We start from the raw sequence: 25,035 nt of genomic DNA, 5'->3' as shown, positions 1-25,035 counted from the left end.
CATCTCCAAGAGGTGCCCGGTCTCCCCGGCGGCGGAGCCGCCGTCGGGGGAAACCGGGGCGTCAGACGAGGGTGGTCTTGTAGAAGATGCTGGCCTTCCTCGCTCCCGACTGTGCCCGAGGCGAGCCTCGGGCACAGTCGGGGCTTGCCGCCCGCGATCTGGATCGCCATGCCCTCCGGCTCCCGGAAGTCCAGATCAACCCCGTCGCGGGTGCGGTCAGGTCGAACTCCTCGGTTGGCGCCGGTCGACCCCTGTGCGGAAGAAGCCGTTCGGCCGGGCGAGGAGCTCAAGCCGATGTCGTATCGGTCCAGCGAGCGATCTCGGACCTCCGGCCGTGGGCCGGGTCGCCGCCATCCTGGTCCGCGCCTTCGACGGGCTCCCCTAGGGTGGGTGCTCACGGGTGATCCAGGGCTGTCCGGTCGGGCTGTCCCGGGAGAGAGCCATGCGCTATGTAAAAGAAAGCGCTTTATGTGCACAAAACAGGTTTAAAGTCTAGAATCTACGCTTATGTCGGAGTGGGTTAAGGATCAGTCGGGGACCGCGTCAAAGATCATGCGCCTTGCCGCCATAGGGGTGGCGGCGGGTGTGCTGGTCGCGGGGATCGCGCTACCGGCCGTGGGGGGTGCGGGGCTCGGCATCGTGTCGGCGACCAACGAGCTGAACCTCAACCCCGAGGAGCTCGTCGAGCCTCCACCGGCGGAGGTCACCGTCGTGCAGGACTCCAGGGGCAAGGAGATCGCACGGTTCTACGAGGAGTACCGCGAGGTCGTCAAGCTCGACAAGGTGTCCGAGGTCATGAAGACCGCGATCGTCTCGATCGAGGACTACCGGTTCTACGAACACGGTGCGATCGACATCGAGGGCACCATCCGCGCGTTCGCCAAGAACCTCCAGGCGGACGGGGTGAGCCAGGGTGGCTCCAGCATCACCCAGCAGTACGTCAAGCAGGTGCTGCTCAACTCCGCCGAGACCAATGCGGAGAAGGACAAGGCGCTGGAGGCCAGCTACGCGCGCAAGCTCAACGAGCTGCGCCACGCGATGGCGGTGGAGCAGAAGTACTCCAAGGACGAGATCCTGGAGAAGTACCTGAACATCGCCTACTTCGGCGCGGGTGCCTATGGTGTCGAGGCGGCGGCCAAGCGGTTCTTCGGGGTGCCGGCGGAGAAGCTCACCCTGCCGCAGGCGGCGACGCTGGCCGGCGCGGTGCAGGACCCCAACGCCACCGATCCCAACCTGGGGACGAAGCAGCGCGAGCGGTTGCTGAACCGGCGCAACGTGGTGCTGAACCGGATGGCCGAGCTGGACAAGATCACCACAGCCGAGGCGGCCACGGCGAAGGCCACCAAGCTCGGCTACAAGGGTACGAAGCTACCGGGCGGCTGCGAGGTCAGCGACTATCCGTACTTCTGCGTCTATGTCCGTAACGAGATCCTGAAAAATCAGGACTTTGGAAAGACGGCCAAGGAGCGCCTGGCGTTTCTCAACCGTGGCGGTCTGACGATCAGGACCACCATCGACCCGACCATGCAGGTGGCGGCGGACCGGGCGATCAGAAAGTGGGTCAACCCCACCGACAACCCGGTGGCGGCCGAGGCCCTGGTTCAGCCGGGCACCGGGGCGATCAAGGCCATGGCGGCCAGCCGGGCGTACGGCCAGAACAAGGCCAGGAACGAGATGTCCTACAACGTCGTCGCGAACGCCGCGCACGGCGGTGGCGTGGGCTTCCAGGCAGGCTCGACCTTCAAGACGTTCACGCTGCTCACCGCGCTGACCAAGGGCATGAAGGTCAATGACGGCTTCACCGTCGGCGCCGGTTACAAGGCCCCGGGCTATTCGGCGTTCAAGAACTGCAAGGGCGAGAACATCGGTGACCCCACCCACACCGTGACCAACGACGAGGGCAGCCCCGGCTGGCGGACCCTGCAGACCGGCACCTGGGGCTCGGTGAACACCTTCTTCATGGTGCTGGAGCAGCGCGTCGGGCTCTGTGACACGGTCAAGACCGCCAAGGCGCTGGGTATCCACCGCTCCGACGGGCTCGCGCTCCAGGAGTACGAGACGTTCACGCTCGGCATCAACGAGATGGACCCGGTGACCGTGGCGAACGCGTACGCCGCGATCGGCGCGCGCGGTAAGTACTGCGCGCCGATGGCGATCAGCCGGATCACCGACCGGAACGGCAAGGTCACCAACTACCAGCCCAAGTGCCGCCAGGCACTCGACCCCGAGGTGGCCGACGCGGCGGCGGACGTGCTGTCCGGGGTGTTCACCAAAGGCACGATGCGGGCGGTCGGCGGCATCGGCCGCGCCGCGGCGGGCAAGACCGGCACCACCGACAGCTCCGCCACCGCCTGGTTCGCCGGGTTCACCCCGGACCTGGCCGGCGCGGTCAGCATCGGTGACCCGCGCGGCTCGCAGAAGTACAAGCTGAACGGCGTCACGATCGGCGGACGCTACTACGGCTCGGTCTTCGGTGCCAGCATCCCGGGCCCGATCTGGAAGGACACGATGCTGGCGGCGTTGAGGAACGTCGAGCCGACGTCGTTCACCCCGATCAACTCGGCCCGGTTCGGCGGCTGTGGCCAGAGCTGCCAGCCCGCACCGCCTCCGTCGAATGACGACGCCCCCGACGGCGGCGAGCGCATCAACATTCCCCCCGGCGGTTACGACGACTGACGCGGCACAGCGGCTCACCCCGCCCGATCGCGGGGTGGGCCCTTGTCGCAGGTCAGGTCGGCTTGGTACCCGCCAGGGGCAGCGTTTGGCCATGCCTTTTGCCGGTCGATGAGCGGAGCCGTGGTGGTCCGGTCGAGCGTCCTGCGGGTCTCTGGGGGTTTCTAGCCGAAGGGGTCGGGGTGGTGCCAGGGAAAGTTGACGGGCTCGTGTGGGATGTCGTCGGCGAGCAGACGTTCCATCAGCCCGGCCAGGCCGAGTGGGATGACCTGTTCGGCGGTGTGCCGAAGCTCGGGTAGTGACCACCAGTGGAAGCGGTCGATCATCGACCGTTCATGATCTTCCATGCCGGAGATGTCGACGTCCAGTTCCCGGCCGCGGAGGAAGAAGAAAGAGTCGAAGGAGAGGAACAGCCGGCCGTCGGCGTGACGCCAGTGACCCGAACTGGTGGCCACGACGTGCCCGAGCTCTCCTGGCAGGACCGAGTGCCCGGTCTCCTCGCGAAGCTCGCGAGCCGCGGCGTGATTCAGCGGCTCCCCCTCGTTGACGCCGCCGCCCGGGGTGAACCAGGCGTAGCCGGGGTTCTTCATCAGCCCCAGCCCGCGATAGAGCAGAAGCCGATCCTGCTTGTCGACCAGCAGAATCCGTGCGGACGGCCGGAGGGTCACTTCGGGCATGCCGTGATCATAGGCGCCGACGCGGCGAAATGGCTGCCGACGTCTTCCCGGTGTCGAACCAGAACCCGGGAACGTGATCATGTCGGCAGAATGCCGCTTCTGGATCGGAGGCGCGTCCGGCACGTCGTCCGGGCAACCGCTTCGTCAATCCTGGAAGCTTCCAGGTTTCCGTACACCTGTTCTGTGACCGATTATTTGACGGAGTGATCGCCTCCCGAACAAGTCGGAGATCGTTGAACTGATCACCTCGCTGGACCTGGCGGGTCCGACGAACACCGATCCGCCACATGCATTTCATCGATCTAGCTCAATTAAGACATCCAGGAGTCCGATGAACGCACGTCGTTTCACTTCTCGTCTCGCCATGATCGTGGTCATGATGGCCTCGCTCACCGCGATCCTGCCGACCGTGTCCGCTTCGGCGGGGCTGGTCACATCCGCTTCGGCGGGACAGGCCAAGGTACTTTCGAAGTGCACGGTACCGCCATGCGGTGACATCTATAATTACACCAACACATCGTGGCCCATCCGTCGGAAAGACAGTGACAGCGGCCCCTGGATAAATGGATCGGTCGGCCCGGGTCAGCACAAGGGTGGCTACTGGAACGACGGAATCGACTGGGACCAGTACGGCGTCCCCTACCGCTGTTCGATAAATCTCACCGTCAATGGTGTGAGCCGTGTCAGCAGTAACAACACGATCAACGGAAACCGATGGTTCTCCTTCTCTTCCAATGAGACGGTCAAGCTGAACGCCTATACCTGCCGGGGTGTTTGAGCCGACGATCGCCTCAAGGACATGATGACAATGCCCCCGCTCACCTGGCGGGGGCATTGTTCGCCGAGGGGCCGTCGAAGCCATGGGCGAAGGTCCAACGTCGCTGCCCGGGAGCCAGACCTCAACCTCGTGACTACGATTTTCCTGGTGGAGCAGCCGGGGAAGAGCACGAACAGGTGCTGCTCGGCGGGCGGCGGCGCACGACCAGGCCGTTGCACGGCGACCGTCTCAGGGCACAGGAACACCAATACAGCCGGTGCGACACCCCGCGGGCTCCCGGCCCGCGCGGGCAGCGCCATCTGATCCTCTGCGGAGGACGCCGCGCGTAACTCGGATTCCGCGCGGTCCTTCCAATTGCTGCACCCGCTGAGTCATCGAGGTCAGCTTGCGTTGGCCGGGGAATCGTTCTGTGCGGGTGTCCTGACAAAGGCGGTGATGTGCTGGATATCGGGGCGGTAGCCGTTCGCGGTGTCGACCGTCAACGTTGGGACGTCCAGCGAGATCGGCACGAAGGACTCAAGTGAGTGTCGCCCTGTCGCGATCGCTTCGAGGAGGTCTCGATCAGCGTGCGCCGCCCGGTGGTTGCCGTACTCGGCGCGTTCGGCGATCCGAGCGTGGGCGATCGCTGCAGGGACCGTGCAGCGGATGACTCGGATGTGTGCGAGATCGGCGAGCGGTTCCAGGTTCGGGCGCCACAACCGGTCCTGGAAAGCGGCCTCGGCGACCACTGTCACGCCGGCTTTGAGCAGTACCTGCAGCACGGTGAAGAACGCGGCCAACGTGGGAAGGTTCAGCGGGTCCTGCGGGCCGGGTGTGAACCCCGGGGTGGCCAGGACCATCCCCTGTTTGATTTCATCCCGGATGATCGCAGGGCATCCGAGATGGTGGGCGAGCTCGTGCGCGAGCGTCGTCTTGCCCGTTCCGGGTGGACCGCTCACGACGGCTAGCGTCGGTAATGTCATAGCGCATTCTCGCAGTTCAGCACGGCCGTTCCGGCTGGTTCCCGGCCGGCGCACGGGTGGCCGTCCGCACCCGGTGGCGCTCGGGAAACCGAACCGCCTCCACAGGAGTTCGCAGCCCTCAGCCACGACGTCGCTGATCTGAGTGAGACCTGGGGCAGCAGTTCCCGCTCCAGACGAGCTGGAGTCGGATCCAGTACGGCTTCCATCAGGACACGCCCGTACCGTTTCTGGCAAGTTTGACCAGCTACGGGCCGCGGGTGGCAATGTCTCTCGGAGCCGGGGTCAGCGGCCGAGCAAGGTCAGGGCGGCGTCGACGATGGAGGCGGTGTCAATGCCGTGGATGCGGTAGGCGTCGTGCAGGTCGCTGGACTGGCCGAAACCGGATACCCCGAGGTTGCGAATCCGGTCGCCGCGTACGCCGGCCAGGAAGGACAGCGTGTGCGGGTGTCCGTCGAGCACCGTGACGAGGGGCGCGGGGTGGCCGGCGGGGAACAGCACGTCGACGATGCCGTCGCCGGACGCGCCGAGGGAGCCCCGGGCTTGGAAGGACCGGTACACCAGGTCGGCACTGGTCAGGCAGACCACGCCGGCCACGATCGAGCGCTCGGCCAGGTGTTCGGCGGCGGCGATCACCTCGGGCATGACGGCCCCGGCGCCGACGAGGGTGACCTGCTCGGTCGCCGGGTCGTGGTCGGTGATGCGGTAGCCGCCCGCGACGGCGTGCCGCCGGCGCCGTTCGAGCAGCGGCCCGTCCTCGGGGACCCGCGCCAGGGCGGGGTCCAGCGGCCGGGTCGACAGCCGGAAGTACGAGGAGGTGCCGCCCTCGACGCCGACCCGTTCCATGGCGGCCAGCATCGTCCACTCCAGGTCCCGGGCGAACGCGGGCTCCCAGGCGACGCAGCCCGGCTGCTCAAGACCGATGGACGGGGTCGTGATCGACTGGTGCGCGCCGCCCTCGGACGACAGCGTCACCCCGGACGGCGTACCGACGATGATCGACTGCCCGCCGGCGTAGATGCCGTACGACCAGGGTTCGAGCGCGCGTGAGATGAACGGGTCGTAGAGCGTGGCGATCGGGATGAGACGCTCGGCCCAGCGACTCCAGGTGGCGCCGAGCTCGCCGAGCAGGCCCACCAGGTTGACCTCGGCGATGCCGAGTTCGATGTGCTGGCCGCCGGTCCCCTCCGACCAGCGCAGCAGGCGTTCGGTGTCGTCGGCGAACCAGTCGTGCCGGTCCTCGACCGACCACACCCCGGTCTTGTTGATCCACCCGCCGAGGTTGGTCGAGGAGGCGACGTCCGGGCTGCAGGTCACCACCCGCGCGCCGGCCTCGGGGGCGGCGCGCAGGAAGTCTACGAGGAAGCGGCCGAGGGCGGCCTGGGTCGAGATCGGCGAGCGGTACGAGCGGCCGAGCGTCGTCGGCAGCGGGCCGAGGGCCTTGCCGGTGACCGGGGGGCGGTGCAGCGCCGCGCCTCGGGTGGCACACAGGTCGGCCGCGGCGGTGCCCGGCTCGAAGGCGCTCCAGGGGTCGGCGAGGTCGGTGCCGCAGGAGGTGGCCAGCGCGAGCATCTGCGCCTCGGTCAGCAGCGCCGAGTGGTTGTTCGGGTGTCCCTCGGTCGGCAGGCCGCGCCCCTTGACCGTGTAGGCGAACACCACCGTGGGCCGGTCCTCGTCCACCTCCCGGTAGGTGTCGAGCAGCAGGTCGAGGTCGTGGCCGCCGAGGTCGCGGATCGCCCGCGCCAGCTCGGCGTCCGGCAGGGACGCGACCAGGGCGCGCAGCGCCGCACCGCTGTGTTCCTCGATGAGCCGCGGACCCACCTCGGCGGCGTCGACCCGGAGCAGGCGCTGGTACTCCTCGTTCGGCATCCGCTCCAGCCGCTGCCGCAGCTCGTCGCCGCCCGGCCGCTCGAACAGGGCGGTGATCGCGCGTCCCCACTTCAGGGTGATGACCTGCCAGCCGGCCGCCTCGAACATCGCCCGCAATCGGTGGATCTGCACGTCCGGCACCACCCGGTCGAGCGACTGGCGGTTGAGGTCGACGATCCAGAGCAGCTCGCCCATCCGGGCGACGGACGGGTCGGCGACGGCCTCCCAGATCGCCCCCTCGTCGAGCTCGGCGTCCCCGAGCAGGCTGACGAAGCGCCCCGCCGCCGGAGCCGACGCGAAGCGCGAGCGCAGGTAGCGGTGCGAGATGGCGGCCCACAACGGCGCGGTCGCACCGATGCCGACGGAACCGGTCGAGAAGTCGACGGTGTCGGGGTCCTTGAGCCGGCTCGGATAGCTCTGCAGCCCGCCCAGCTCGCGCAACCTGGGCAGATAGGAGACATCGAGGTCGTCCAGCAGGTAGTTGATCGCGTGCAGCACCGGCGAGGCGTGCGGTTTGACGGAGACCCGGTCGAGATGGGTCAGCTCGGAGAAGTACAGCGAGACCATGATGTCGACCATCGAGGCGCTGGAGGCCTGGTGACCGCCGACCTTCACACCGGTGTCGTTGGGCCGTCCTCGGTTGGCGGCGTCGACGATGGCCGCGGAGAGCCAGAGCACCCGCTGCGCGACCTGCCGCAGCACCTCGGTCCGAGTGGACGCCTCCGCACGCTCGTCGGCGGGCGGGGGCAGGGGGATCGCCATCATCTATCTCTTTCCTGCGGAGACGTTCATTGCACCCGGAGATGCCCCACAGGGCAAGAAAGACGGAGGAAGCCGCCCCTTTGCGCGTGTTCAGGCGGTTAGGCGGTCCAGTGGGCGCGTCTTTCCGCCCTCTCGGCGCTACCATCCACCCATGCCTCCGAACGCCGAACTGGACTCGATCGACCGCCGGATCCTGGACCTGCTCGTCGAGAACGGGCGCCGGAGCGTGCGCGACATCGCCACCCGGGTACGGCTCTCGCCGAGCCCGGTCAAGCGGCGGATCGAACGGCTGGAGCGGCTCGGTGTCATCGCCGGCTACACCACACTGGTCGACGAGGGTCTGCTCGGCGACACCATCGAGGCCTTCGCGGAGGTCCGCTTCAGCGGCAACACGGACGTCGAGTCGATCGCCGCCTCGGCCAGCCGTATCCCCGGGGTCACCGAGGTGTTCACGGTGGCCGGCGACCCCGACGCCCTGGTGCACTTCCGGGTCGACAGCCTCCAGCACCTGCACCGGCTGCTCGACCAGATCCGCCGCGACGAGAACGTCATCGGCACCAAGACCCTCATGGTGCTGGACTCCTGGCGCCGGGTCGAGCGACCGTCCTGACCCGCGCGGTCGTCTTTCCCCAGGTCACCGGCCGGTGCACGGCTCCGCAGACGCGGTTGCAGGTCCAACACCACCCTTTCGTCGGGGTCGTCGAGGCGGTAGCGGACGGTGTTGGGGCGCACGAGCAGTGCCCACACCACGGAGGCCGGCCACGTGACGTACCGGGTCGGGCGGATCGGGCCCTGACCGATCCCGGCCGCGGCAGGACCCGCGAGACACGCTTCAGCGGCGGCCGGAGGCGAGTCCCGGAGGCGCCGCGGCCAGGGCCTTCTGGATGGCGTCGATCAGCGCCAGCGCGGACTCCTCGGTGAGCTCGACCGCGACCCGAGCCGAGGGGCCCTCGGCCGGGTTGGTGAAGTCGATGTTCACCGTGTGCTCGTGACAGGCATGGTAGGGGTGGTCGACGTAGACCGCGCCCTGGCTGAGCGTGAACCAGCCGTTGCCGCCCTTGCCCGCGCCGTCGAGTTCGATCTTCTCGGTGAGATAGGTGCACATGCTGATTGCTCCGGTCAGGCGCTGAGGTGACGGCCGTAGAAATTGAAGATCTTCTTCCAGCCCTCCACCGCGGCGGCGGGCCGGTACGCGGGCCGGTCGGTGGCGAAGAAGGCGTGCCCCGCGCCCTCGAAGGAGTGGAACTCGTGCTCCTTGCCCAGCCTCTCCAACTCGGCGTCCAGCACCGCGACCTCCTCAGGGCCCGGGTATTTGTCCTCGGCGCCGAACAACCCCAGCAGTGGGCAGGACAGGTCGGCGGCCTTGGAGATCAGTGGCTTGTGCTGGAGCGGGAACTCCGCGGGCGGGGTGTTCACCACGAAGGCGCCGTAGCAGTCCACCGCCGCGTCGATCTGGAGTGAGCAGGCCACCAGGAACGTCTGCCGCCCGCCCGAGCAGAATCCGATCACACCGATCCTGCCGTTGGCGTGGTCGAGGAAGTTGAGGTGCGCCGCGGCCCCGGCGACGTCCCCGACCAGCTGCTCGTCCGGGACCCCGCCCTTGGCCCGTACGGCGGCGGCCTGGTCGTCGGGGCTGACCCCGGCGCCCTCGCGGGAGTACAGGTTCGGGCAGATCGCCGCGTACCCGCGTGCCGCGAACCTGCGGACGATCTCCTTGGTCGCGTCGTCGTACCCGGGCAGGTGGTGGATCACCACCACACCGCCGCGCGGCTCTTCGCCGAGCGGCCGGGCCAGGTACGCCTCCAACTCGGACTGCTCGTGTCCGGCGATCGTGACCGTCCCGGCCCACATCGCATCGTTCATGTCGTTGCCTCCTCATGCTCCACCGGAACGGACGCGGAGCCGGATCCGTCGGGTGCCACTGCCTCGCTCCTGTCTACGATCTTGCCCGGCGGTCTCGCGTGGTCGAGCCATCCCGTCGGCCGTGTTCACCGCGGCCGCCTCCGGGGCTCTCCGCCCGCCGCCGCAGGGAGCCGATGACGAGGTCAGGTGGATAAGAAGACGTCCTGCCACAAGGTGCACACGTGACTTAAAAATCGCTTTCCAGCTCGACTTCCTGCTTGAGGCCGTTTCCTTGCCTGGCAGGCCAGAGGCCGTCATGTTGAAGACGGCCGACAACGATCCCCGGGGACACGCCTATGTCGCTGGCGAATGTACGAACTGACCCGAGAGACTTCAGAGAACGAAGCTTTGCAAGATGCTTCTTTGGAATCAGCAGGTCGCAGGAAAATTGATCAGCCTCCTCTTCCTTCGGGTCATCATCGGGAATGTTGTTCTCGATCCAGGTGTCACTCTTCCCGTGCAATAGAATGTGCCCGATCTCGTGGAAAAAGGTGAACCAGAGATGGTCGTCGGTCTTGTAGCGGAGGCTGAGCAGGAGCATGGCCTTGTCAGTGGAGATCCACCTGGTGGCCCCGCTTGCGCGCGCACCGGTGATCTCTCCGACAAAGACCACCGCCACCCCGTGCTGCGCGCAGATGTCCCGCATTATCGGCACTATGAGTTCAGGAGGCTGAGAGGTCAGCTGTAGCAGCCGAGGCAGCGCACGACGAAGACCCAGGCTGTCGAATCAGGAGGTTTATGGCGTACACGGCGAACGCTCAGGCGATCCTCGTGATCTGTTCTGGAACGGTTACTCCGGAGCTCGCCACACGATCTGATGTGCAGCGGAGATGCATGGACGCAGGGCTGGTACCGCATTCATCTCGACGACGCGGGATGCTGAGAGTCGACCGATCGTCAGCATCCGTCAAGACGGCGGAAGCAGATCGCCGTGCCCGCCTGACCGCCCAATACACCCAGCTCGGCCGGCGAATGGCGGCTGTCGTAGCAGGGACTCTCCATTAAGTCTTCACCGGCACCCATCACGCGCGAACGAGTCCGAACCCTTGACCACTTCGACGCGAAGCAATCGCGGTACCGGTTCAACCTGGTTTGGAGCCACGCTCTTCCTGCTGGGATCGTCCCCTGCCATCCATCGGTGTCCGCGAGCATGCGGGGCCGTTGTCGCTCAGTTGGTCACTTGCCTTGTTTGCCCAGCATATAAGGTATTTATTCGGACATAACACTCAAAATTGGACATAACTCTCTCGCGGATCTCCCCGGAGGGCTCACACCCGTCAGCTACTTGGACGGGCTACAGAAGCCGATCCACCTGAAGCGCCACGGCTCTTCCTCCGGCCTATTGACCAGCGGTCCTTCGTACTCTATGTTCAGCTCTCGCAAGATTCAGGATAAAAAAGGACCATACGCGGGCTATGAGAGGAACGCAGTGAGCTGGTACTTGGCCGTACTCAAGAACTATGTCGGTTTCAGCGGCCGAGCACGCCGCACGGAATACTGGATGTTTGTTCTTTTTAATATCGTTATCTCCCTCGTATTGGGGGGGATCGGCGCTGTAATCGAGCAGGGCAACATCCTCAGTTCCATTTACGCGCTTGCGGTGCTGATTCCTGGGCTCGCGGTGGCTGTTCGCCGACTGCACGACACCGGGCGATCCGGGTGGTGGCTGTTGATCGGCCTCGTGCCCTTGATCGGATTCATCGTGCTGCTCGTCTTCATGGCCAGTGAAGGTGAGCCGGGCGGCAACGCATACGGTTCGAACCCGAAGTTCGCCCCAGGGCTGGGCTGAGCCGGGGTCCGAATCCTCGGAAACGCGAGGGGCCGGGCGCAACCATCGAGGTCGCACCCGGCCCCTGCTGACTGCCAACGTAAAAACGTGATCAATACGTCAACGCAATATCGTGGCAGTACAACGGTAGCGACCAATACGGCAGCCGCCATTCGCTATTTGAGCTGGGATCAGCGCTGCTGATCGATGTGATCTCGTGATGGCGATCCCGTGCAACGAGATCTGATCACGTCGGTGCGCAGGTCGTCGACCGCGCCCGACGCCTGGTCATGGGCTCCCTCCTCATCGTCCTGGCCGTCACGCTCGCCTACGTACCGCAGGCGAGCGTGTAGGCGCAGTCCTCGTGAACGACCTGGAGGGAACCCAGGGCTCTCCGTTAGGGGACGGGCGAGGCGGCGACCGGGCCGGCCGCCCAGTGGTTCGAGCCGGTCGGCCACGTCCGCGACGGCGTCTGCTGCCTGAGCACGCTCTCCTCACCCGTACCCACGGCGCAGCGCGTGCCGTGCGGCGGCACCTTCAGTGAGATCAGGTACTCGTCGAAGATGTCCGTCTGGCACTTGTCCTTGCCGTAGATGCGGTGCCCCCAGCCCTCGTATGTGAGCAACACAGCCTTGGACCCGAGCTGACGGGCCGCGTTGGCAGACCAGATCCACGGGGTAGCCGGGTCGTGCAGGGAATTTCCGAGCAGCAACGGGGCGTCACCCGTGTACCGCAGCGCATGCGGCGCGTTGGTGGTCGGATAGTTCATACAGATCGGCAGATCGTCGATCGGGTACGGGTGGTACCGCGTGTCGGGTGCGAGGAGGTTGGAGACGCGCATGAGTGCGGCGTACTCCGCGTAGTTCCGCACCTGAAGGTGGTAGTCCTGGCAGAGAACCGCGGTCGGCAGATACGCGACGTCACCCTCCACGGGCTGCCGGCCGGACAGCGGGGGCACCCACGACGGCTCCGGTCCACCGTCCAACCAGTTGATGATCTCGCTCAGGATGACCCAGGCCGGGCCCTCGGTGCCCAGTGCGGCGTTGTAGACGACCTGTAGCTCGGTCATCGTCTGGCCCGTGCTCGGGTACTTCAGCTCACCGCGCCGCGCCTTCTCTCGCAGGCCCTTCCAGATCGCATGGATGTCGCGTCCATGCAGGACGCAGCTGGGCTCCTGCTCGCACCAGCCGATGAACTGGTCGAACGCGTCCTCGATGGCGATCGCCTCGGTGGACAGGAAGCCCGCGACGCCGAGGCTGTGGTCCATGTTGCTGTCGAGCCCCAGGGCCCGGACGCGGTTGGGGAACAGCTCGGCGTACATCTGGCCGATCAGCGTGCCGTACGAGATGCCGTAGTAGGTGAGCTTCTCCTCACCCAGGGCGGCGCGCAGCACGTCCATGTCGCGGGCGACGTCGACGGAGTCGACGTGGTCGTACAGCGGACCGGTACGAGTGCGGCAGTCGGCGTGCAGTTCCTTGGTGAACACGTTCCAGGCGTCGAAGTCGGCCTGGCTGCTCATGACGGTGTGCGGCATCCGGTTGTACACCGACGCCGAGCAGATCACCGGGTTGCTGCGTCCCACGCCCCGAGGGTCGAACCCGACGATGTCGAACCGCCGCTGCAGTTCCTCGGTGTAGGACCAGGGGGCGCCGTACACGGCCTCCACCCCCGATCCGCCCGGACCACCGGGGTTGATCACCAGCGAACCGACCCGCGCGGCCGGATCCGTGGCCTTCCGCCGCGCGACGGCGATGTCGACCTTCGCTCCGTCCGGCTTCGACCAGTCGATGGGCACGCTCAGCGTGCCGCACTCGGCGGTGGGCTCCTCTTCACAAGGCGTCCAAGCAATGGTTTGCGGCGTTATGGCCTCGGTGTCCGCGCTGGCCGTCGACACCGGTAAAGCCATCGCCATCGCCAGTAAGGCGGCAAACCAGGGGGTTTTTCTTCGCACGATGCTCCAGTTTCTAGTTGATCTTTTGCTGAAGCGTGCGATCGTAGCGGATCACCATATATCCGAAAGCGGAAACAGGAAAAAAACAGTAGTAGTCCCCTAAATGGGTATCTAATGCACCGGGATTCGTGCCCTGGTGATCTCCTACAGGGAGCGCGCCCCGACCGGTCGTCGTGATTGCTCGGCCACGGCCGGTTCCGCGCCCGCGTCGCTCCGGGCTGCCGCGGTGTGTTCGTCGACACCGGTCGCGGGGGGCCGCATCTCCTGTATGCCTGACTTGTGCGGCAACCGGCTCAATGTCGCCAATCACCGCGCACGGCACCGGCTGGGCAGCGCCGACCAGTGAGAGACGCAGTGGAAAACACAAGGAGAACCCGATGCAAGACCCTGGGGACAGCGCGACAGCCGGCCCGGTCGGCAGACCGGTGAGCGGGTCGCCGCTCGCAGGCGCCCTCCAACTCCCGGACGGCTCCTGGATCCGCGGCCGCGGCCTACGCCATCCGCTGCCGGAGGGGCCGATGCCCGACTTCGGCCTGTATCTAGGCTCCGACAGGCTCCGCCGTCGCCACGAGAGCAAGCTGCGGTGGCCACACGAGTGGATCCAGTGGCCCGACTTCCTGCTGCCCCGCGATCACGATCTGGCCGTGCGGCACATTCGCGCGTTGCACGAGCGGGCGCGGGCGGGCACCGCGGTTGAGGTCGCCTGCGGGGGCGGCGTCGGACGCACCGGCACGGTCGTCGCCTGCCTCGCCGTCCTGGCCGGCCTCGAACCGGCCGACGCCGTCGCCTGGACGCGCGAGCATCACCACCACCGGGCCATCGAGACCCCGTGGCAGCGCCGCTGGGTACTGCGCTTCCCACCGTCCCTCCGCTCGAATCCGCGCGACCAGGATGCTGATCCTGAGACATCACACTGAGCCACATCGCGGTCGGCATGGACGTGAGCGCCAACGGCTTCCCCACGAGATCCGATGGACCTGCTGGGCGTGTCGGCCTGAGCACCGACGGTTTCACCTGAAATCGGCACCTGGATTCAGGCCGAGGGCTTCCGGAGTGAACACGTAGCGTTTGAACCAGTGGTGCATCTGGCGCTGCAGGGCCGGGTCACCGTGCACGCGTACTCCTTGCTGTCGCAGCAGTCGCGCCCAGGACAGGTCACCGAGCCACCACCGGGTCGCCGCTGCCGTCGGGGCGGTGAGCCAGACGTCGACGGGTGCTCCGGTGTCCTGCCGGCACAGGTCGACGCTCGTCCGGGACAGGTGCAGCCAGTATCTGCTGTCGGCCGGCCTGCGGTCGGTGAACTCGATCGCGAGCACGACCGTGCGTTCGGGCAGGGCGGCGGTGTCCACCCGGCGTCGCATGTCCCAGGTCAGCGCGGCGGTGTCGAGATCGTCCTCGGTCAGGGCGACGCTGTCGGTGGCGACCGCCCATCGGGCCAGTTCCCGCACCACCGGAGCCAGCGCGGCGCCCGCCTCGGTGAGCTGGTAACCGCCGTCGACGATGCCGGCGGCGCGCAGTGCGCGTAGTCGTGCGGACAGCGTCGCTCGCGGGAGGCGAGGCAGGCCACGGCGGATGTCGGTGAAGGTCGAAGCGCCCAGCAGCAACTCCCGCACGATCAGCAGTGTCCACCGCTCGCCCAGAATTTCCAGCGCGCGCGCCACCGCGCAGAACTGCCCGTATCCGTTCATCGGTGCATGGTACGTACCAGGGACCGGAGGCGCCGGTTCAGAAGTTGAACTGGTGGTGACGGTACGGTCGGCTCGACGATCGAGGTCATGAGCGAGGGCATCGAAAGGACCGGCGGCCCCATGGGCCTCAGTGGCGACGTACTGCGGACGATCGGAAACACGCCGCTGGTGAGGCTGCGCAGGGTCGTGCCGCCCGGGTGTGCGGAGATCTTCGTCAAGGTCGAAGGCCGGAACCCGACAGGCAGCATGAAGGACCGCATGGCACAGGCGATGATCGCCGGGGCCGAGGGCGACGGGCGGCTGAGGCCCGGCGACACCGTTGCCGAGTACACGGGGGGCAGTACAGGTGCCTCTCTTGCCCTGGTCTGCGCGGCGAAGGGATATCGGCTGCGGATCGTCAGCTCGGATGCGTTCAGTGCGGACAAACTCCTGCAGATGGCGGCGTTCGGCGCGGAACTCACCATCATCCCCAGTGAGGGGGGTTCGATCACGAGGGCGCTGATCCTGAGCATGATCGAGAAGGCCAGGGAGTTCGGTCGCCGACCGGGCACCTACTGGACCGATCAGCTCAACAACGCCGACAGTATCGTCGGCTATCACCCGATGGGCGAGGAGATCTGGGAGCAGTCAGGCGGGCGGATCGACGCGTTCGTTCAGTCGATCGGTACGGCGGCCTCGCTGCGCGGGGCGGCGGCCCCTCTCCGGCGCCGCCATCCGGGGCTTCGGGTCATCGCGGTTGAACCGGCCGAGTCCGCCGTGCTGTCCGGAGGCAGGCCCGGTGCCCACCGCATCGAAGGCATCGGCATCGGTTACCTGCCGCCCATGTGGGATCCGACCCTGGCGGACGAGATCGTGCCGATCTCCACCGCCGAGGCGGAGGAGATGGCCAGGCGCCTGGCTCGGGAGGAGGGCTTGTTCGCCGGAACGTCGTCAGGGGCGAACGTCCTCGCCGCGATCCAGGTCGGACAACGCCTTGGGCCGGCGGCCAGGGTCGTCACCCTGCTGGTGGACTCGGGACTGAAATATCTCAGCACCGGCGTGTACCGACGCCAGTGCTGAGTCAGGCCATCTTCGCCCTCTTACCGGTGAGGTGGCGCGGCACCGTTACCGGGATTTCGCCTCCTGCCGGTCGACCTGCGGGTCGAGGGTCAGGGCCGCGACGAGGACGGCGGCCAGGTAGAGGACCCCGACGGCGATGATGCCCGAGGTATGGCCGTGGGTGAGCGCGCCGGGCGGCGCGGTGCCGGCCGGTTGGCCGGCGGTGGCCGCGTCGGCGACGGCGGTCAGCCCTGCAGGGCGCGGGCGGTGATCAGGAGCGTTCCGGTGGTGGCGAGGCCGCCGAGCAGTGAGGCCAGGGTGAACACCACCAGTCCGAGGCGGAAGATCCGGCGGCGGCCGAACAGGTCGCCGGCCCGTCCGCCGACGAGCAGCAGGCCGCCGAAGGCCAGCGCGTAGATCGTGGCGTTGGTGAGGATCAGGTCCGGGTCCGGGACCTCGGCCGGCAACTGGCCGATCCAGGCGAGCTGGCCGGCGGGGGAGTCGGCCAGGGCGTGGGCGTGGGCGAGGGTCTGCGGCTGCGCCTGCTGGGCGACGTCGTGGACGGAGTGTGCGCGGACCCGGCCGGCCGAGATCGTCGAGGTCGCGCGGGAGGCGCTGGACCGGGTCAGGTCGGTGGCCGACGACTACCGCGACAGGTCGCTGGCGGCGAAGGCGAGCTGCGGATCCACCACCCTGCCGCCCCCGGCGACCGTGCGAATCGCCTCGGCCAGTTCCTTCGGCCGGGAGTTCTTGACCATGAACCCCGCCACGTGCGCGGACAGCGCCCGCCGCAGGTTGCCCGGCTGCCCCACGCAGGTGAGGATCAGGGTCCGGCACTCGGGCAGCCGTGCGTGCAGCTCGGCCGCCGCACTGAGCCCGTCCATTCCGGGCAGCTCGATGTCGATCACGGCCACGTCGGGACGGGTGCGCAGTGCGGTGGCCACGATCACGTCACCGGCCGCGACCTCGGCGACGATCTCGATGTCGTCCTCCAGTGACAGCAGGGCGGTCAGTGCCTGGCGCAACATGGTCATGTCCTCGGCCAGCAGAACGCGGATCACTCGGCTCCCATACGGTGATGAATCTGTCTTTGTCAGGATAAGGACGTCGAAGCTACTGGACGGGCACCTCCAGTTCCCCGAAGTCGGCGATCTTGACGTTCAGCGTGGCGGCGTCCTCCGGCAGCGCGAACGGGCTCCAGAACTCCCGTATCTGGCCCGGTCCGAACTTCTCGGTGCTCAGCCGTACGCCGGACACGTCGGTGCAGGCACAGTAGAGGTAGGTGCCGCCGTTGTCGGCGGGAACCTGAAGGCGGCTGGGCAGATACCGGCGCCCGGCCTGAGTGTCGGTCGGCCTGACATTGCCGGTGGCCTGGTACTTGTACGACATCCAGTCCTGTGCGTGATACAGCTCGTTGAACCAGACCTCACGGTCGCCCTCGTTGGTGACGCGGTGCGTGCCAGGGCCGCCTTGGCCTTCGGGGTGAGCGTGGCCCTGTTCACCGCGAACAGCACGTCGGAGGAGAGATTGACCTGGAGTCCCTGCCGTCGTCGGCCGTCTCCTCGGACTTGTCCAGCGCTTCGGACGGCGTCACGATCTGGCGGGTGACGGTCGTGACGGGCACGGCGTCGGGGTCGGGGATGTTCATGCCGGTAGGGGTGACGGGCGGCTCGTCGCTGATCGGCACGTTCGGCATCGGGAGGCCCGCGGGAGTGACCACCGTGGTGATCGCCGCCGCCACGGTCATGGCGACGGCCGGCCCCGCATCTCGTACTCCGCGCACGCCTACGAGGTTCACCGCGGATAATCCCGGCCACCCGTCCGGCCGACGTCGTGGAGGTCCTCGCCGGGCCGGCCGTCGAGCGGTGTCACCGGACGAGGACGCGAAGGACGGGACGGGCTGCCGCCACCGGGTCGTCGCCCAGGTCGGCGGGCAGGGCGCCGCTCAGCCACAGGGCGGCGAACCCGTGCACGATCGACCAGGCGGCGAGCTGGGCATCCCTGGCCCGTGAGGCGTCGACGGGCACGGTCGTGGCGCCCTTGGCCAGCACCATGTTCGCCCGCTCCCGCGCGGCGCTCACCTCGGAATCGTCGGCGTGATAAAGCTCGGGCCTGAACATCACCCCGAAGTACCCCCGGTGTTCAACGGCGAAGCGTACATACGCCGAGCCCATCTCCAGCAAGTCGTCACCGGCCGCCGCCAGCGCGTCGGCGAACAGTGTGTAGCCCTCGGCCGCGACCACCGTCAGCAACCCGCTCTTGTCGCCGAAGTGGTGCGCGGGCGCCGCGTGGGACACCCCCGCACGCCGAGCCAGTTCGCGGAGGCTCCATGTGGCCGTGCCCGTTTCACCGATCGTCTCGACGGCCGCGTCGATGATGGCCCTGCGCAGATTGCCGTGATGGTAGCTGATGGCACTCGCCTCCTCCGGAACAAAACTTGTCAGTGGCTAGTTTAGCTGCGACACTAACTTGTCACTGACAAGATTTGGGGTCCGGCATGATGCCGCTCCCTCGTGCCCTGCGCCAAGCAGTCTCCGGCGCCGCGATCGTCGCGGACATCTGAAAGGACGCCCATGCCCACCATCCCCTGGATCGCGACCAACACCCCCGAAACCGGCTCCACCATGGTCGTCATGGCCTCCCGCCTGGAGGTGCGTTCACTGCGGCACGTCCCCGGCTTCCTGTTGGCCTCGCTCGCGCTGTGGCGTCAGGCGCTCAAGTCGCCGGGCGCGGTCGGCGTCTCGTTGAAGGCCGAGCTGTTCAAGCGCACATTCTGGACGCTGTCCGCCTGGAAGGGGCAGGCGGACATCCGTTCCTACGCCAGCACAGAGCCACACAGGTCGGTCATGCGACGCAAGCGTGCCGTGATGCACGAGTCCACATTCGTCTTCTGGGACGCGCCCGCCGGGCGATCGCCCATCGGCTGGGAGGAGGCCCAGGAGCGCATCGCCAAGGAACGCGCGTGATCCGGTCGCGGTGTACGGGACCTCTGCCGGCATCTCCGTCGCCGCCCCGCACGCCCTCGCGGGTCAGCCGTCCACGAGGGTGACGCGCTGATCGGCCGAGCCGGTGTAGGGGCCGTAGAGGATGAACGCCGTCGGCGGACGCTTGCCGGCGAACTCCTTGCCGATGGACAGCGCCTTGCCGGAGGGGACGCTCACCAGCCGGCGTACGCCGTCGCTGAAGGCCGGGCGGTGCCAGCGCTGGGCCGGGGCGGAGGAGCAGGGCCTGAGCCGGACAGCGAGCATGCCGCCGCCGTTGAAGGCGACGGTGTCGTACTGCTCGCCGGCGGCCAGGCAGCGGCCGTCGGCGACGTTGACGAGCTGGAACCGCTGGGCACCGCCCCGCATGCGCCAGGCCGTACGCGGATCGGCGCACGGCAGCGCCGCCACCAGCCCGCCCGCCGCGCCGACACACCGGCCCGCGTAGGCGATCCGGGTGCCCGGCTGGGGAGTGGGCTTGCGGGGGGACCGCGACGCGGGTCTCGGCGTCGTCACGCGGACGGTCGGGGTCTTCACGCGGGTGGGCGCCCGGGTCTTCACACGGGTGGGCTTCGGGGTGGGTGACGCGCTCGGCGAGGGAGCGGCGGCCCGCGTGGGTGGGGAGGGGGCCGGGTCCCAGGACAGGCCGAACACGGCCACGGCGGCGGCGATGACCGCCGCCGCTCCCGACACCGGGATCGCCCAGCCCGGCATCGCGGCCCCCTTCGACGCGGCGGCCGACGTCCCGGCCCCTGCCGTGCCCGGCGTCCCCGCTCCCGCTTCCAGGGCGAGCGGGAACAGTGCGATCGGCAGCGCCGCGCGGAGTGTGGCGTTGAGGTCGAGCAGCTCCGTGTGCGCCCGGGCACAGCTCGCGCAGGATTCCAGGTGCGCGCGCAGCGCCCGCGGCAGGCGGCCGCTTCTCTTGCGCACGATCGCCGCCAGCGGCTCGGCGTACTCCTGGCAGCGGGGTGACGCGCTGGACACGTGCGCGGCCAGGTACGCCTTGCGCAGCCCCTCGCGGGCGCGGAAGGCCAGCACGCCGACGTTGCCGGAAGTGATGCCAAGGATCTTCGCGACCCGCTCGGGCTCCTCGTTCTCGATCAGGGTGTGCCAGAGCACGGTCTGCCAGCGTGGCGGCAGCGAGCGGTAGGCGCGGGTCACGAGATCGTCCGACGGCTCCGGCGCGGCCGTCGTGAGATCGTCCTCGCGGAACTCGTCGGTCAGGACGAACCGCTGATCGGAGCGCGCCCACTCCGCCGCCGTGTTGCGGACCACCGCGTACAGGTAGGGACGCCAGTCGCCGGTCGGGCCGGCCGGGCCGCTCCGGACGGTGCGCAGGGTCCGCGCGAACGCCTCACTCGCCAGGTCCTCGGCGGTGTGCAGGTCCTGGCACAGGCGGCGGGCGAAAGCGATGACGGCCGGGTAGTGCCGCTCGTACAACTCGGAGACGGCACGCTCGTCCCCGGCCCTGACCAACCGGGTCAGGACCGGGTCCTCACTTTCCGGTTTGGTCATTTATCTGATTATAAATTTGATGGAATTCTTCTGATATGCGGCCTTGGCGTAGACGCCGGCGGGCTTGGCGGTGAGGGCGATGAGCCGGGTGGCCTTCGTGGTCGCGGCCTTCAGGGTGACCGAGCCGCCGGCCTTCTCAAGCAGCCAGCGTTGCCCCTTGCCGGCCTTGCCGCACTTGACCAGGACGACCGAGCGCTTGCCGCCGCCGACCTTGCCGAGCGCCATGCAGCGGTTCTGCCGACGTATCTGCACGTGCTCGCCGACCGTCACGACGTTCCACCTGGTGCCGCAGGTACCGAGGCGCACCCTGGTGCCGGACGCGGTCAGGCAGGTGCCGTACGTGCTCTTGAACTGGACCTTCCGGCCCTGCGCGGGAGTCTCGGCGAGGTCGGGGGTGGGCGACTCGACCGGGGCCGGCGTGACGGCCGGCTCCGGAGCGGAGGTCGGTGTCGCGGTCGGCTGCGACGTGGCCGTCGGGGCCGGGGTGCCCGGCCGGGTGGGGGAGGAGGCCAGGCCGCCCAGCAGCTCGGCCACGAACTCACCCTTGCCGTCGCGCACCACCGCTCCACCGTCACGGTTGTCCTTGACGGACAGCTTCCCACCGGCGCGGGCGGCGAAGTTGGTCTTGTCCTGACCGGCCTCCGGCAGCCACTGCTGCGACCTGTCCTTCTTCGCGCACGGGCCGGTCACGACGGTGTCCGCCATGGTGAGGCAGCGGCCGTTCGCCGCGTTGCGGATGGTGAGGTACCCGTCGTCGTCGATACTGCGCTGCCAGGTCTGCGCGGAGCCGTCCGTGCACGCGCGCTGCACGACCTGCGCCGCGCTCGCGTCGAGGCATCTGCCGCCGTCCACCATCTTGATGCGGAACCGCCACACCGGGCTCGGCTGGTCCTGGATCAGGTACGGGCTGAACGCGACGTTCCTGATCTTCTCCAGCTCCGGCTGCCGTACCGGCGTCGGCTCGAAGTAGCGGAAGTCGTCGATCCGGCACGAGTCGAGGTGGTAGTTGGACGCGGGGTCGCTCGTGCACTCCTTCCGGGTGCCCATGTTCCGGCAGACCGGGTCGTTGCCGTTCACGCCGCCCCCGTCGCAGTGCGAGAGCCCGAAGCTGTGGATCAGCTCGTGGGTGAGCCCGGCCTCGCTCCAGCACCAGCGCGGGAGGATGACGTTGCCGGTGCTCAGCCCGGCGTTGGCGCCGCCGCCCGTGCAGGAGTCCGTGATCTCGTTGTCCCTGACGAAGTACAAGGGCTTGACCCGGTTGGTCTCCCAGAGCGTACGCACCAGGGCCGGCTGGGAGGCGAGGTTCTCCGCCATCGCCTTGCCCATCTCGGCCCGGTTGCGCCCCTTGGTGAACGGCAGCTTCGCCACCACCGGACGGCAGTCACCGTCCTGCACGAACCGGAGCCGCCGGGAGACCCCGAACCGCTCCGCGCTTGAGTCGACCGTCTGGTCGGTCTCCCAGATGGTGTTCAGCAGGGCGGCGCCGTCGGACTCCCAGGCGTCCTGACCGGGCTGGTGGACGTAGATCGGCAGCACCCAGCCCTTGTCCTTGGCATCCGCCTCGTCGCAGGCGAACCGCGACTGGGCCGCCGGGGCCGCTGCCACGGCGGGCGACGGCGCCGCCAGGACCGCCCCGCCCAGCACCATCGACAACAGCAGCGGCAGCACGAGGGCAGATCTCATTGCGCTCAATCCGAGCTCCTTTCACTCACTGGGAAGGAGTCCGCCCACCCGCCTGGATTACGCGACTTCGGAAATTTCTTTCGGTCTCGTCGGGGTTCCGTGGTGTTCGAGGCCTTGACCCGGCCCATCACCGTGGAGGAGGTCGACCGTCTGGTCTCCCTCGGAGCGACTCGAATCGACATCGGTCGGCGCGAGGGCAGTCGGGTGCTGATGGCCGATCCCGATGGCAACGAGTTCTGTGTGTTGACCCCCCCGACAGCGGGACCGGCCCCGGGGGCCGGTGGTAACGGATACGCGGATCAGCGGCCCACCTTCCATTGGTGGACGTGCCCCGGCCTCAGGGTTCGCGGGCGCGGAGGTACGCGTCCAGCTCGGTGGCGCCCTTGAGCATGGCGCGGCCCCGGGCGGACAGGCGGGCCTGCCAGTCGCGCAGGGTCGACTCCAGCGGGGCGACGCCTCCGGCGGAGCGGACCTGAGCGATCAACGGGGCGATCTGCTCCAGCAGGTAGCCGCCCCGCCTGAGCTGGTGGGCCAGCCGGACGTCCCGTACGTCGGCCGCGCTGTAGATCCGGTAGCCCGTCTGCGGATCGCGGCGCGGCCGGACCAGCCCGGCGTTCTCCCATTTGCGCAGGGTGGCAGGGCGGATGCCGAGCCTCCTGGCCAGCGGGCCGATGAACGTGTCGCCGGGCTCCTGCGGCACGGGCGCCAGATCGCGGAGCGCGGCTTCGACGGCCTGGAGGGTGCGGCGGTCGTCGAGGAGTTGGCCGTGACTCTCGTCGATGAGCCGCAGTGCGTCCTCGGTGGCACCCCGGTTGACCGCCTGCATGATCGACGTGGCCGTCTGGTGACCGTGTCCGGGCACGAGGGCGAGGAACGCGCGCAGGGCCTGCGCGTGCGGCGGCGTATAGGTGCGATAGCCGTGGACGGTGCGTTCGGCGGCGGGCAGGATGCCGGCGTCCTCGTAGTTCCTGATCGCCTGGGTGGACAGGCCGTGCTCGCGCGCCAGGTCCACCGGCCTCATGGATGCATCACCGATTGAAGGTCCATCGCGATGGAAGTGGGTATTTTCACGGGAAAGTTTACACCGAAAGTTCAACGATACCGTTGAAGGCATGGATATCAAGGACACGGCCCGGCAACTCGATGGCGCGGGCGTCTCGGCGTTCCTGCGGTCGCTTCCCGCCAAGCCCCTGCTGCTCGGCCTGGGCGAGGCCAGGCACTTCGTGGGGGAGCTGGGCGAGTTGCGCAACGAGATCTTCCGGCATCTGGTCGAGCACGAGGGCTACCGGTCGTTCGCCATCGAGAGCGACTGCCTCATGGGGCTCGTGGTCGACGACCACATCACGACGGGCGCGGGCACGCTCGATGACGTCATGGAGCGCGGCTTCAGCCACCGCTTCGGCGCACTCCCGGCCAACCGCGAACTCGTGCGCTGGATGCGGGCGTACAACGAGGAGCATGAGGAAAAGCTCCGGTTCTTCGGCTTCGACGGGCCACTGGAGTATTGGGCCGAGAGCCCGCGCCAGGCGCTCACCGCCCTGCACGCCCTCCTCGACGGCCCACTCCCCTGCACCGTGGAAACCCTCGACGCGCTGCTCGGCCCGGACGACCGGTGGACGAACGAGGCCACGGTCATGGACCCGTCCCAGTCGATCGGCCGGTCCGCCGACGCCCAGCGGCTGCGGCTGCTCGCCGATGACCTGGTGGCACTGCTCGACACGCAGGCGCCGCGGCTGAGCGCGGAGGACAGGGAGCGGGCGGCACTGTACGGGCGCACCGCCGTCGGCCTGCTCCGCTACCACCACTGGATGGCCGACACGTCCCCGGCCCGGATAGCCAGGCTGTCGGGCCTACGGGACGGGATGATGGCCGCCAACCTGCGTGCCGTCGCCGAGCACGGCCCGGCCCTGGTCTTCGCCCACAACCTCCACCTGCAGCGGAACAAGAGCCTCATGTCGTTCGGCGACCAGCAGTTGGAGTGGTGGAGCGCGGGGGCGATCACCGAAGCGCACCTGGGCGACCGGTACGCCTTCCTGGCCGTGGCCCTCGGCACGGTCGGCGACAACACCCCGCCCCCGGACACCGTCGAGGGCATCCTGTCCACGCTCCCGTGGGACCACTCCCTCATCGACACCCGCCGCCTGGCCGAGGCCGTCACGAAGCCCGCCCTGCGCATCTCCCATGATTTCGCCTATTTCCCGCTGGACCCGGCCCAGCTCGACATGATCGACGGCGTCGTCTTCCTCAAGCAGGCTGTCAGGCTGGGCTGACATGCGCGCGTCCCATGCCCGCCCCCTCGCCGAAGGCGGCGCACGGGAACGCCAGGCGATCGCCGCTGTGCGGGCTGGTCACCGACCTGCCGCCGCTTCGCGGTGGATCGACGGCGTACGAGGCGAGCAGTGCGGCGGGAAGATCGTGCAGCTCAGCGCGGGAGCCGCGTGCCATCGGCCGGGGGCGCGCCTTCCGCCGGCCGCCGCCGGCGTTCCCGCAGCCACAGGTAGAGCGGGAGCCCGACCGAGGCGCCGGCGAGCGAACCGATGACGATCCACACGCGATCGCGGACGTGCAGGGCGCGGTCGGTGACGGCCGCGGCGAGCAGTACCACCACCGCGATGACGACGTCCCAGGCGAAGAACGCGGCGACGTCGTTGGCGAGCATGTCGTCGACGAAGCGCGGCAGGTCGAGCCCGTGCTCTCCGAGCCAGCCGATGGCGTGGCGATAGGGGACGATGATGCCAATGGCGAGCAGCAGCAGGTAGAGGCGTTGTCGAGGGGTGCTCATCGGGTCTCC

At 68.2% G+C, this 25,035-nt stretch carries 28 protein-coding genes; 10 read left to right on the top strand and 18 right to left on the bottom strand.

The genetic code is table 11. The features are described from left to right. Window positions 1-507 precede the first annotated feature (507 nt). Entirely contained in the window at window positions 508-2,676 is a 2,169-nt protein-coding gene (locus IG98_RS0104505) for a transglycosylase domain-containing protein (RefSeq protein WP_084195127.1), read from the top strand. A gap of 161 nt (window positions 2,677-2,837) precedes the next feature. Here the strand turns inward: IG98_RS0104505 and IG98_RS0104500 are convergent, their stop codons facing one another. Beyond that, on the bottom strand, window positions 2,838-3,350 hold the full coding sequence (locus IG98_RS0104500; protein ID WP_037969310.1) for an NUDIX domain-containing protein: 513 nt from the start codon (window positions 3,348-3,350) through the stop codon (window positions 2,838-2,840). 331 nt (window positions 3,351-3,681) lie between these two features. Between IG98_RS0104500 and IG98_RS0104495 the strand changes: the two genes are divergently transcribed. After that, window positions 3,682-4,128, top strand: coding sequence for a hypothetical protein (locus tag IG98_RS0104495; RefSeq protein ID WP_157594151.1), 447 nt, complete (start codon window positions 3,682-3,684; stop codon window positions 4,126-4,128). Window positions 4,129-4,508: 380 nt separating this feature from the next. Here the strand turns inward: IG98_RS0104495 and IG98_RS0104490 are convergent, their stop codons facing one another. Together IG98_RS0104490 and IG98_RS0104485 are read right to left on the bottom strand one after the other, a co-directional pair. Then, window positions 4,509-5,090, bottom strand: coding sequence for a P-loop nucleotide/nucleoside kinase family protein (locus tag IG98_RS0104490; protein WP_037969308.1), 582 nt, complete (start codon window positions 5,088-5,090; stop codon window positions 4,509-4,511). Between the two features lie 282 nt (window positions 5,091-5,372). Next, window positions 5,373-7,721, bottom strand: a complete 2,349-nt coding sequence (locus IG98_RS0104485; protein ID WP_084195126.1) for a transketolase-like TK C-terminal-containing protein — start codon at window positions 7,719-7,721, stop codon at window positions 5,373-5,375. Window positions 7,722-7,869: 148 nt separating this feature from the next. On the opposite strand from IG98_RS0104485, the gene IG98_RS0104480 reads away from it, so the two are divergent. Next, a complete protein-coding gene (locus tag IG98_RS0104480; protein ID WP_030905838.1) occupies window positions 7,870-8,328 on the top strand; it encodes an Lrp/AsnC family transcriptional regulator in 459 nt (152 codons plus the stop codon). 222 nt (window positions 8,329-8,550) lie between these two features. On the opposite strand, the gene IG98_RS0104475 is transcribed toward IG98_RS0104480, so the two are convergent. The 3 genes from IG98_RS0104475 to IG98_RS0104465 all read right to left on the bottom strand — a co-directional run bounded on the left by IG98_RS0104475 (window position 8,551) and on the right by IG98_RS0104465 (window position 10,266). Further along, window positions 8,551-8,823: a DUF6295 family protein gene (locus IG98_RS0104475; protein ID WP_030905835.1), complete on the bottom strand. Its 273-nt coding sequence runs from the start codon at window positions 8,821-8,823 to the stop codon at window positions 8,551-8,553. 14 nt (window positions 8,824-8,837) lie between these two features. After that, entirely contained in the window at window positions 8,838-9,581 is a 744-nt protein-coding gene (locus IG98_RS0104470) for a dienelactone hydrolase family protein (RefSeq protein WP_030905832.1), read from the bottom strand. A 226-nt stretch (window positions 9,582-9,807) separates the two neighbouring features. Next, entirely contained in the window at window positions 9,808-10,266 is a 459-nt protein-coding gene (locus IG98_RS0104465) for an ImmA/IrrE family metallo-endopeptidase (RefSeq protein ID WP_157594150.1), read from the bottom strand. Between the two features lie 783 nt (window positions 10,267-11,049). On the opposite strand from IG98_RS0104465, the gene IG98_RS0104460 reads away from it, so the two are divergent. Further along, window positions 11,050-11,409 carry a DUF805 domain-containing protein gene (locus IG98_RS0104460; RefSeq protein ID WP_030905824.1) on the top strand — a complete coding sequence of 120 codons (360 nt, stop codon included), beginning with the start codon at window positions 11,050-11,052 and terminating at the stop codon, window positions 11,407-11,409. 376 nt (window positions 11,410-11,785) lie between these two features. Here the strand turns inward: IG98_RS0104460 and IG98_RS0104455 are convergent, their stop codons facing one another. After that, window positions 11,786-13,183, bottom strand: coding sequence for an alpha/beta fold hydrolase (locus tag IG98_RS0104455; RefSeq protein ID WP_051751526.1), 1,398 nt, complete (start codon window positions 13,181-13,183; stop codon window positions 11,786-11,788). Here IG98_RS0104455 and IG98_RS51805 point away from each other — a divergent pair. Both IG98_RS51805 and IG98_RS0104450 read left to right on the top strand, forming a co-directional pair. After that, window positions 13,176-13,442 carry a hypothetical protein gene (locus tag IG98_RS51805; RefSeq protein WP_169750065.1) on the top strand — a complete coding sequence of 89 codons (267 nt, stop codon included), beginning with the start codon at window positions 13,176-13,178 and terminating at the stop codon, window positions 13,440-13,442. The two genes, IG98_RS0104455 and IG98_RS51805, sit on opposite strands and share 8 nt — an antisense overlap. 274 nt (window positions 13,443-13,716) lie before the next feature. Then, window positions 13,717-14,256 (top strand): phosphatase domain-containing protein, encoded by a 540-nt coding sequence (locus IG98_RS0104450; protein WP_084195124.1) that lies wholly within the window; start codon window positions 13,717-13,719, stop codon window positions 14,254-14,256. A 93-nt stretch (window positions 14,257-14,349) separates the two neighbouring features. On the opposite strand, the gene IG98_RS0104445 is transcribed toward IG98_RS0104450, so the two are convergent. Further along, entirely contained in the window at window positions 14,350-15,027 is a 678-nt protein-coding gene (locus tag IG98_RS0104445) for a winged helix-turn-helix transcriptional regulator (RefSeq protein WP_063766164.1), read from the bottom strand. Window positions 15,028-15,114: 87 nt separating this feature from the next. On the opposite strand from IG98_RS0104445, the gene IG98_RS0104440 reads away from it, so the two are divergent. Continuing rightward, on the top strand, window positions 15,115-16,086 hold the full coding sequence (locus IG98_RS0104440; RefSeq protein WP_211263873.1) for a PLP-dependent cysteine synthase family protein: 972 nt from the start codon (window positions 15,115-15,117) through the stop codon (window positions 16,084-16,086). 224 nt (window positions 16,087-16,310) lie between these two features. Here IG98_RS0104440 and IG98_RS48345 read toward each other — a convergent pair whose 3' ends face one another. From IG98_RS48345 to IG98_RS0104415, 5 genes are all read right to left on the bottom strand, one after another. Beyond that, window positions 16,311-16,532 (bottom strand): MFS transporter, encoded by a 222-nt coding sequence (locus tag IG98_RS48345; RefSeq protein ID WP_030905809.1) that lies wholly within the window; start codon window positions 16,530-16,532, stop codon window positions 16,311-16,313. 177 nt (window positions 16,533-16,709) lie between these two features. After that, window positions 16,710-17,126, bottom strand: coding sequence for a response regulator (locus tag IG98_RS0104430; protein WP_030905806.1), 417 nt, complete (start codon window positions 17,124-17,126; stop codon window positions 16,710-16,712). Between the two features lie 52 nt (window positions 17,127-17,178). Continuing rightward, window positions 17,179-17,454 carry a hypothetical protein gene (locus IG98_RS0104425; RefSeq protein ID WP_030905803.1) on the bottom strand — a complete coding sequence of 92 codons (276 nt, stop codon included), beginning with the start codon at window positions 17,452-17,454 and terminating at the stop codon, window positions 17,179-17,181. A 109-nt stretch (window positions 17,455-17,563) separates the two neighbouring features. Then, window positions 17,564-17,848, bottom strand: a complete 285-nt coding sequence (locus IG98_RS0104420; RefSeq protein WP_157594148.1) for a hypothetical protein — start codon at window positions 17,846-17,848, stop codon at window positions 17,564-17,566. Between the two features lie 85 nt (window positions 17,849-17,933). Beyond that, window positions 17,934-18,440 (bottom strand): TetR/AcrR family transcriptional regulator, encoded by a 507-nt coding sequence (locus IG98_RS0104415; RefSeq protein ID WP_281178428.1) that lies wholly within the window; start codon window positions 18,438-18,440, stop codon window positions 17,934-17,936. A gap of 198 nt (window positions 18,441-18,638) precedes the next feature. Here IG98_RS0104415 and IG98_RS0104410 point away from each other — a divergent pair, with 198 nt between their 5' ends. Next, on the top strand, window positions 18,639-19,031 hold the full coding sequence (locus IG98_RS0104410) for a DUF3291 domain-containing protein (RefSeq protein WP_030905794.1): 393 nt from the start codon (window positions 18,639-18,641) through the stop codon (window positions 19,029-19,031). Between the two features lie 63 nt (window positions 19,032-19,094). Here IG98_RS0104410 and IG98_RS46555 read toward each other — a convergent pair whose 3' ends face one another. After that, on the bottom strand, window positions 19,095-20,561 hold the full coding sequence (locus IG98_RS46555; protein ID WP_051751522.1) for a sigma-70 family RNA polymerase sigma factor: 1,467 nt from the start codon (window positions 20,559-20,561) through the stop codon (window positions 19,095-19,097). Continuing rightward, on the bottom strand, window positions 20,562-22,244 hold the full coding sequence (locus IG98_RS0104400; RefSeq protein WP_169750064.1) for a ricin-type beta-trefoil lectin domain protein: 1,683 nt from the start codon (window positions 22,242-22,244) through the stop codon (window positions 20,562-20,564). It abuts the gene before it with no gap. Window positions 22,245-22,343: 99 nt separating this feature from the next. On the opposite strand from IG98_RS0104400, the gene IG98_RS54185 reads away from it, so the two are divergent. Next, on the top strand, window positions 22,344-22,631 hold the full coding sequence (locus tag IG98_RS54185) for a VOC family protein (protein ID WP_342666793.1): 288 nt from the start codon (window positions 22,344-22,346) through the stop codon (window positions 22,629-22,631). On the opposite strand, the gene IG98_RS0104395 is transcribed toward IG98_RS54185, so the two are convergent. Next, the gene (locus tag IG98_RS0104395; RefSeq protein ID WP_030905785.1) at window positions 22,582-23,265 is read right to left on the bottom strand and encodes a TioE family transcriptional regulator; all 684 of its coding nucleotides are present in this window, start codon (window positions 23,263-23,265) and stop codon (window positions 22,582-22,584) included. The genes IG98_RS54185 and IG98_RS0104395 overlap by 50 nt on opposite strands. Before the next feature lie 91 nt (window positions 23,266-23,356). Between IG98_RS0104395 and IG98_RS0104390 the strand changes: the two genes are divergently transcribed. Continuing rightward, the gene (locus IG98_RS0104390) at window positions 23,357-24,514 is read left to right on the top strand and encodes an erythromycin esterase family protein (protein ID WP_030905782.1); all 1,158 of its coding nucleotides are present in this window, start codon (window positions 23,357-23,359) and stop codon (window positions 24,512-24,514) included. Here the strand turns inward: IG98_RS0104390 and IG98_RS0104385 are convergent. Together IG98_RS0104385 and IG98_RS0104380 are read right to left on the bottom strand one after the other, a co-directional pair. Then, entirely contained in the window at window positions 24,501-24,689 is a 189-nt protein-coding gene (locus tag IG98_RS0104385; RefSeq protein ID WP_030905778.1) for a hypothetical protein, read from the bottom strand. The two genes, IG98_RS0104390 and IG98_RS0104385, sit on opposite strands and share 14 nt — an antisense overlap. Next, entirely contained in the window at window positions 24,667-25,026 is a 360-nt protein-coding gene (locus IG98_RS0104380) for a DUF2834 domain-containing protein (protein WP_051751521.1), read from the bottom strand. The genes IG98_RS0104385 and IG98_RS0104380 overlap by 23 nt, the downstream gene beginning before the upstream one ends. Between the last annotated feature and the right edge of the window lie 9 nt (window positions 25,027-25,035).

The sequence above is a fragment of the Streptosporangium amethystogenes genome (assembly GCF_000721075.1).
GTDB lineage: Bacteria > Actinomycetota > Actinomycetes > Streptosporangiales > Streptosporangiaceae > Streptosporangium > Streptosporangium amethystogenes.
The sequence above is the reverse complement of the archived record's forward strand: the minus strand, read 5'-3'. Positions and strand labels throughout refer to the sequence as shown.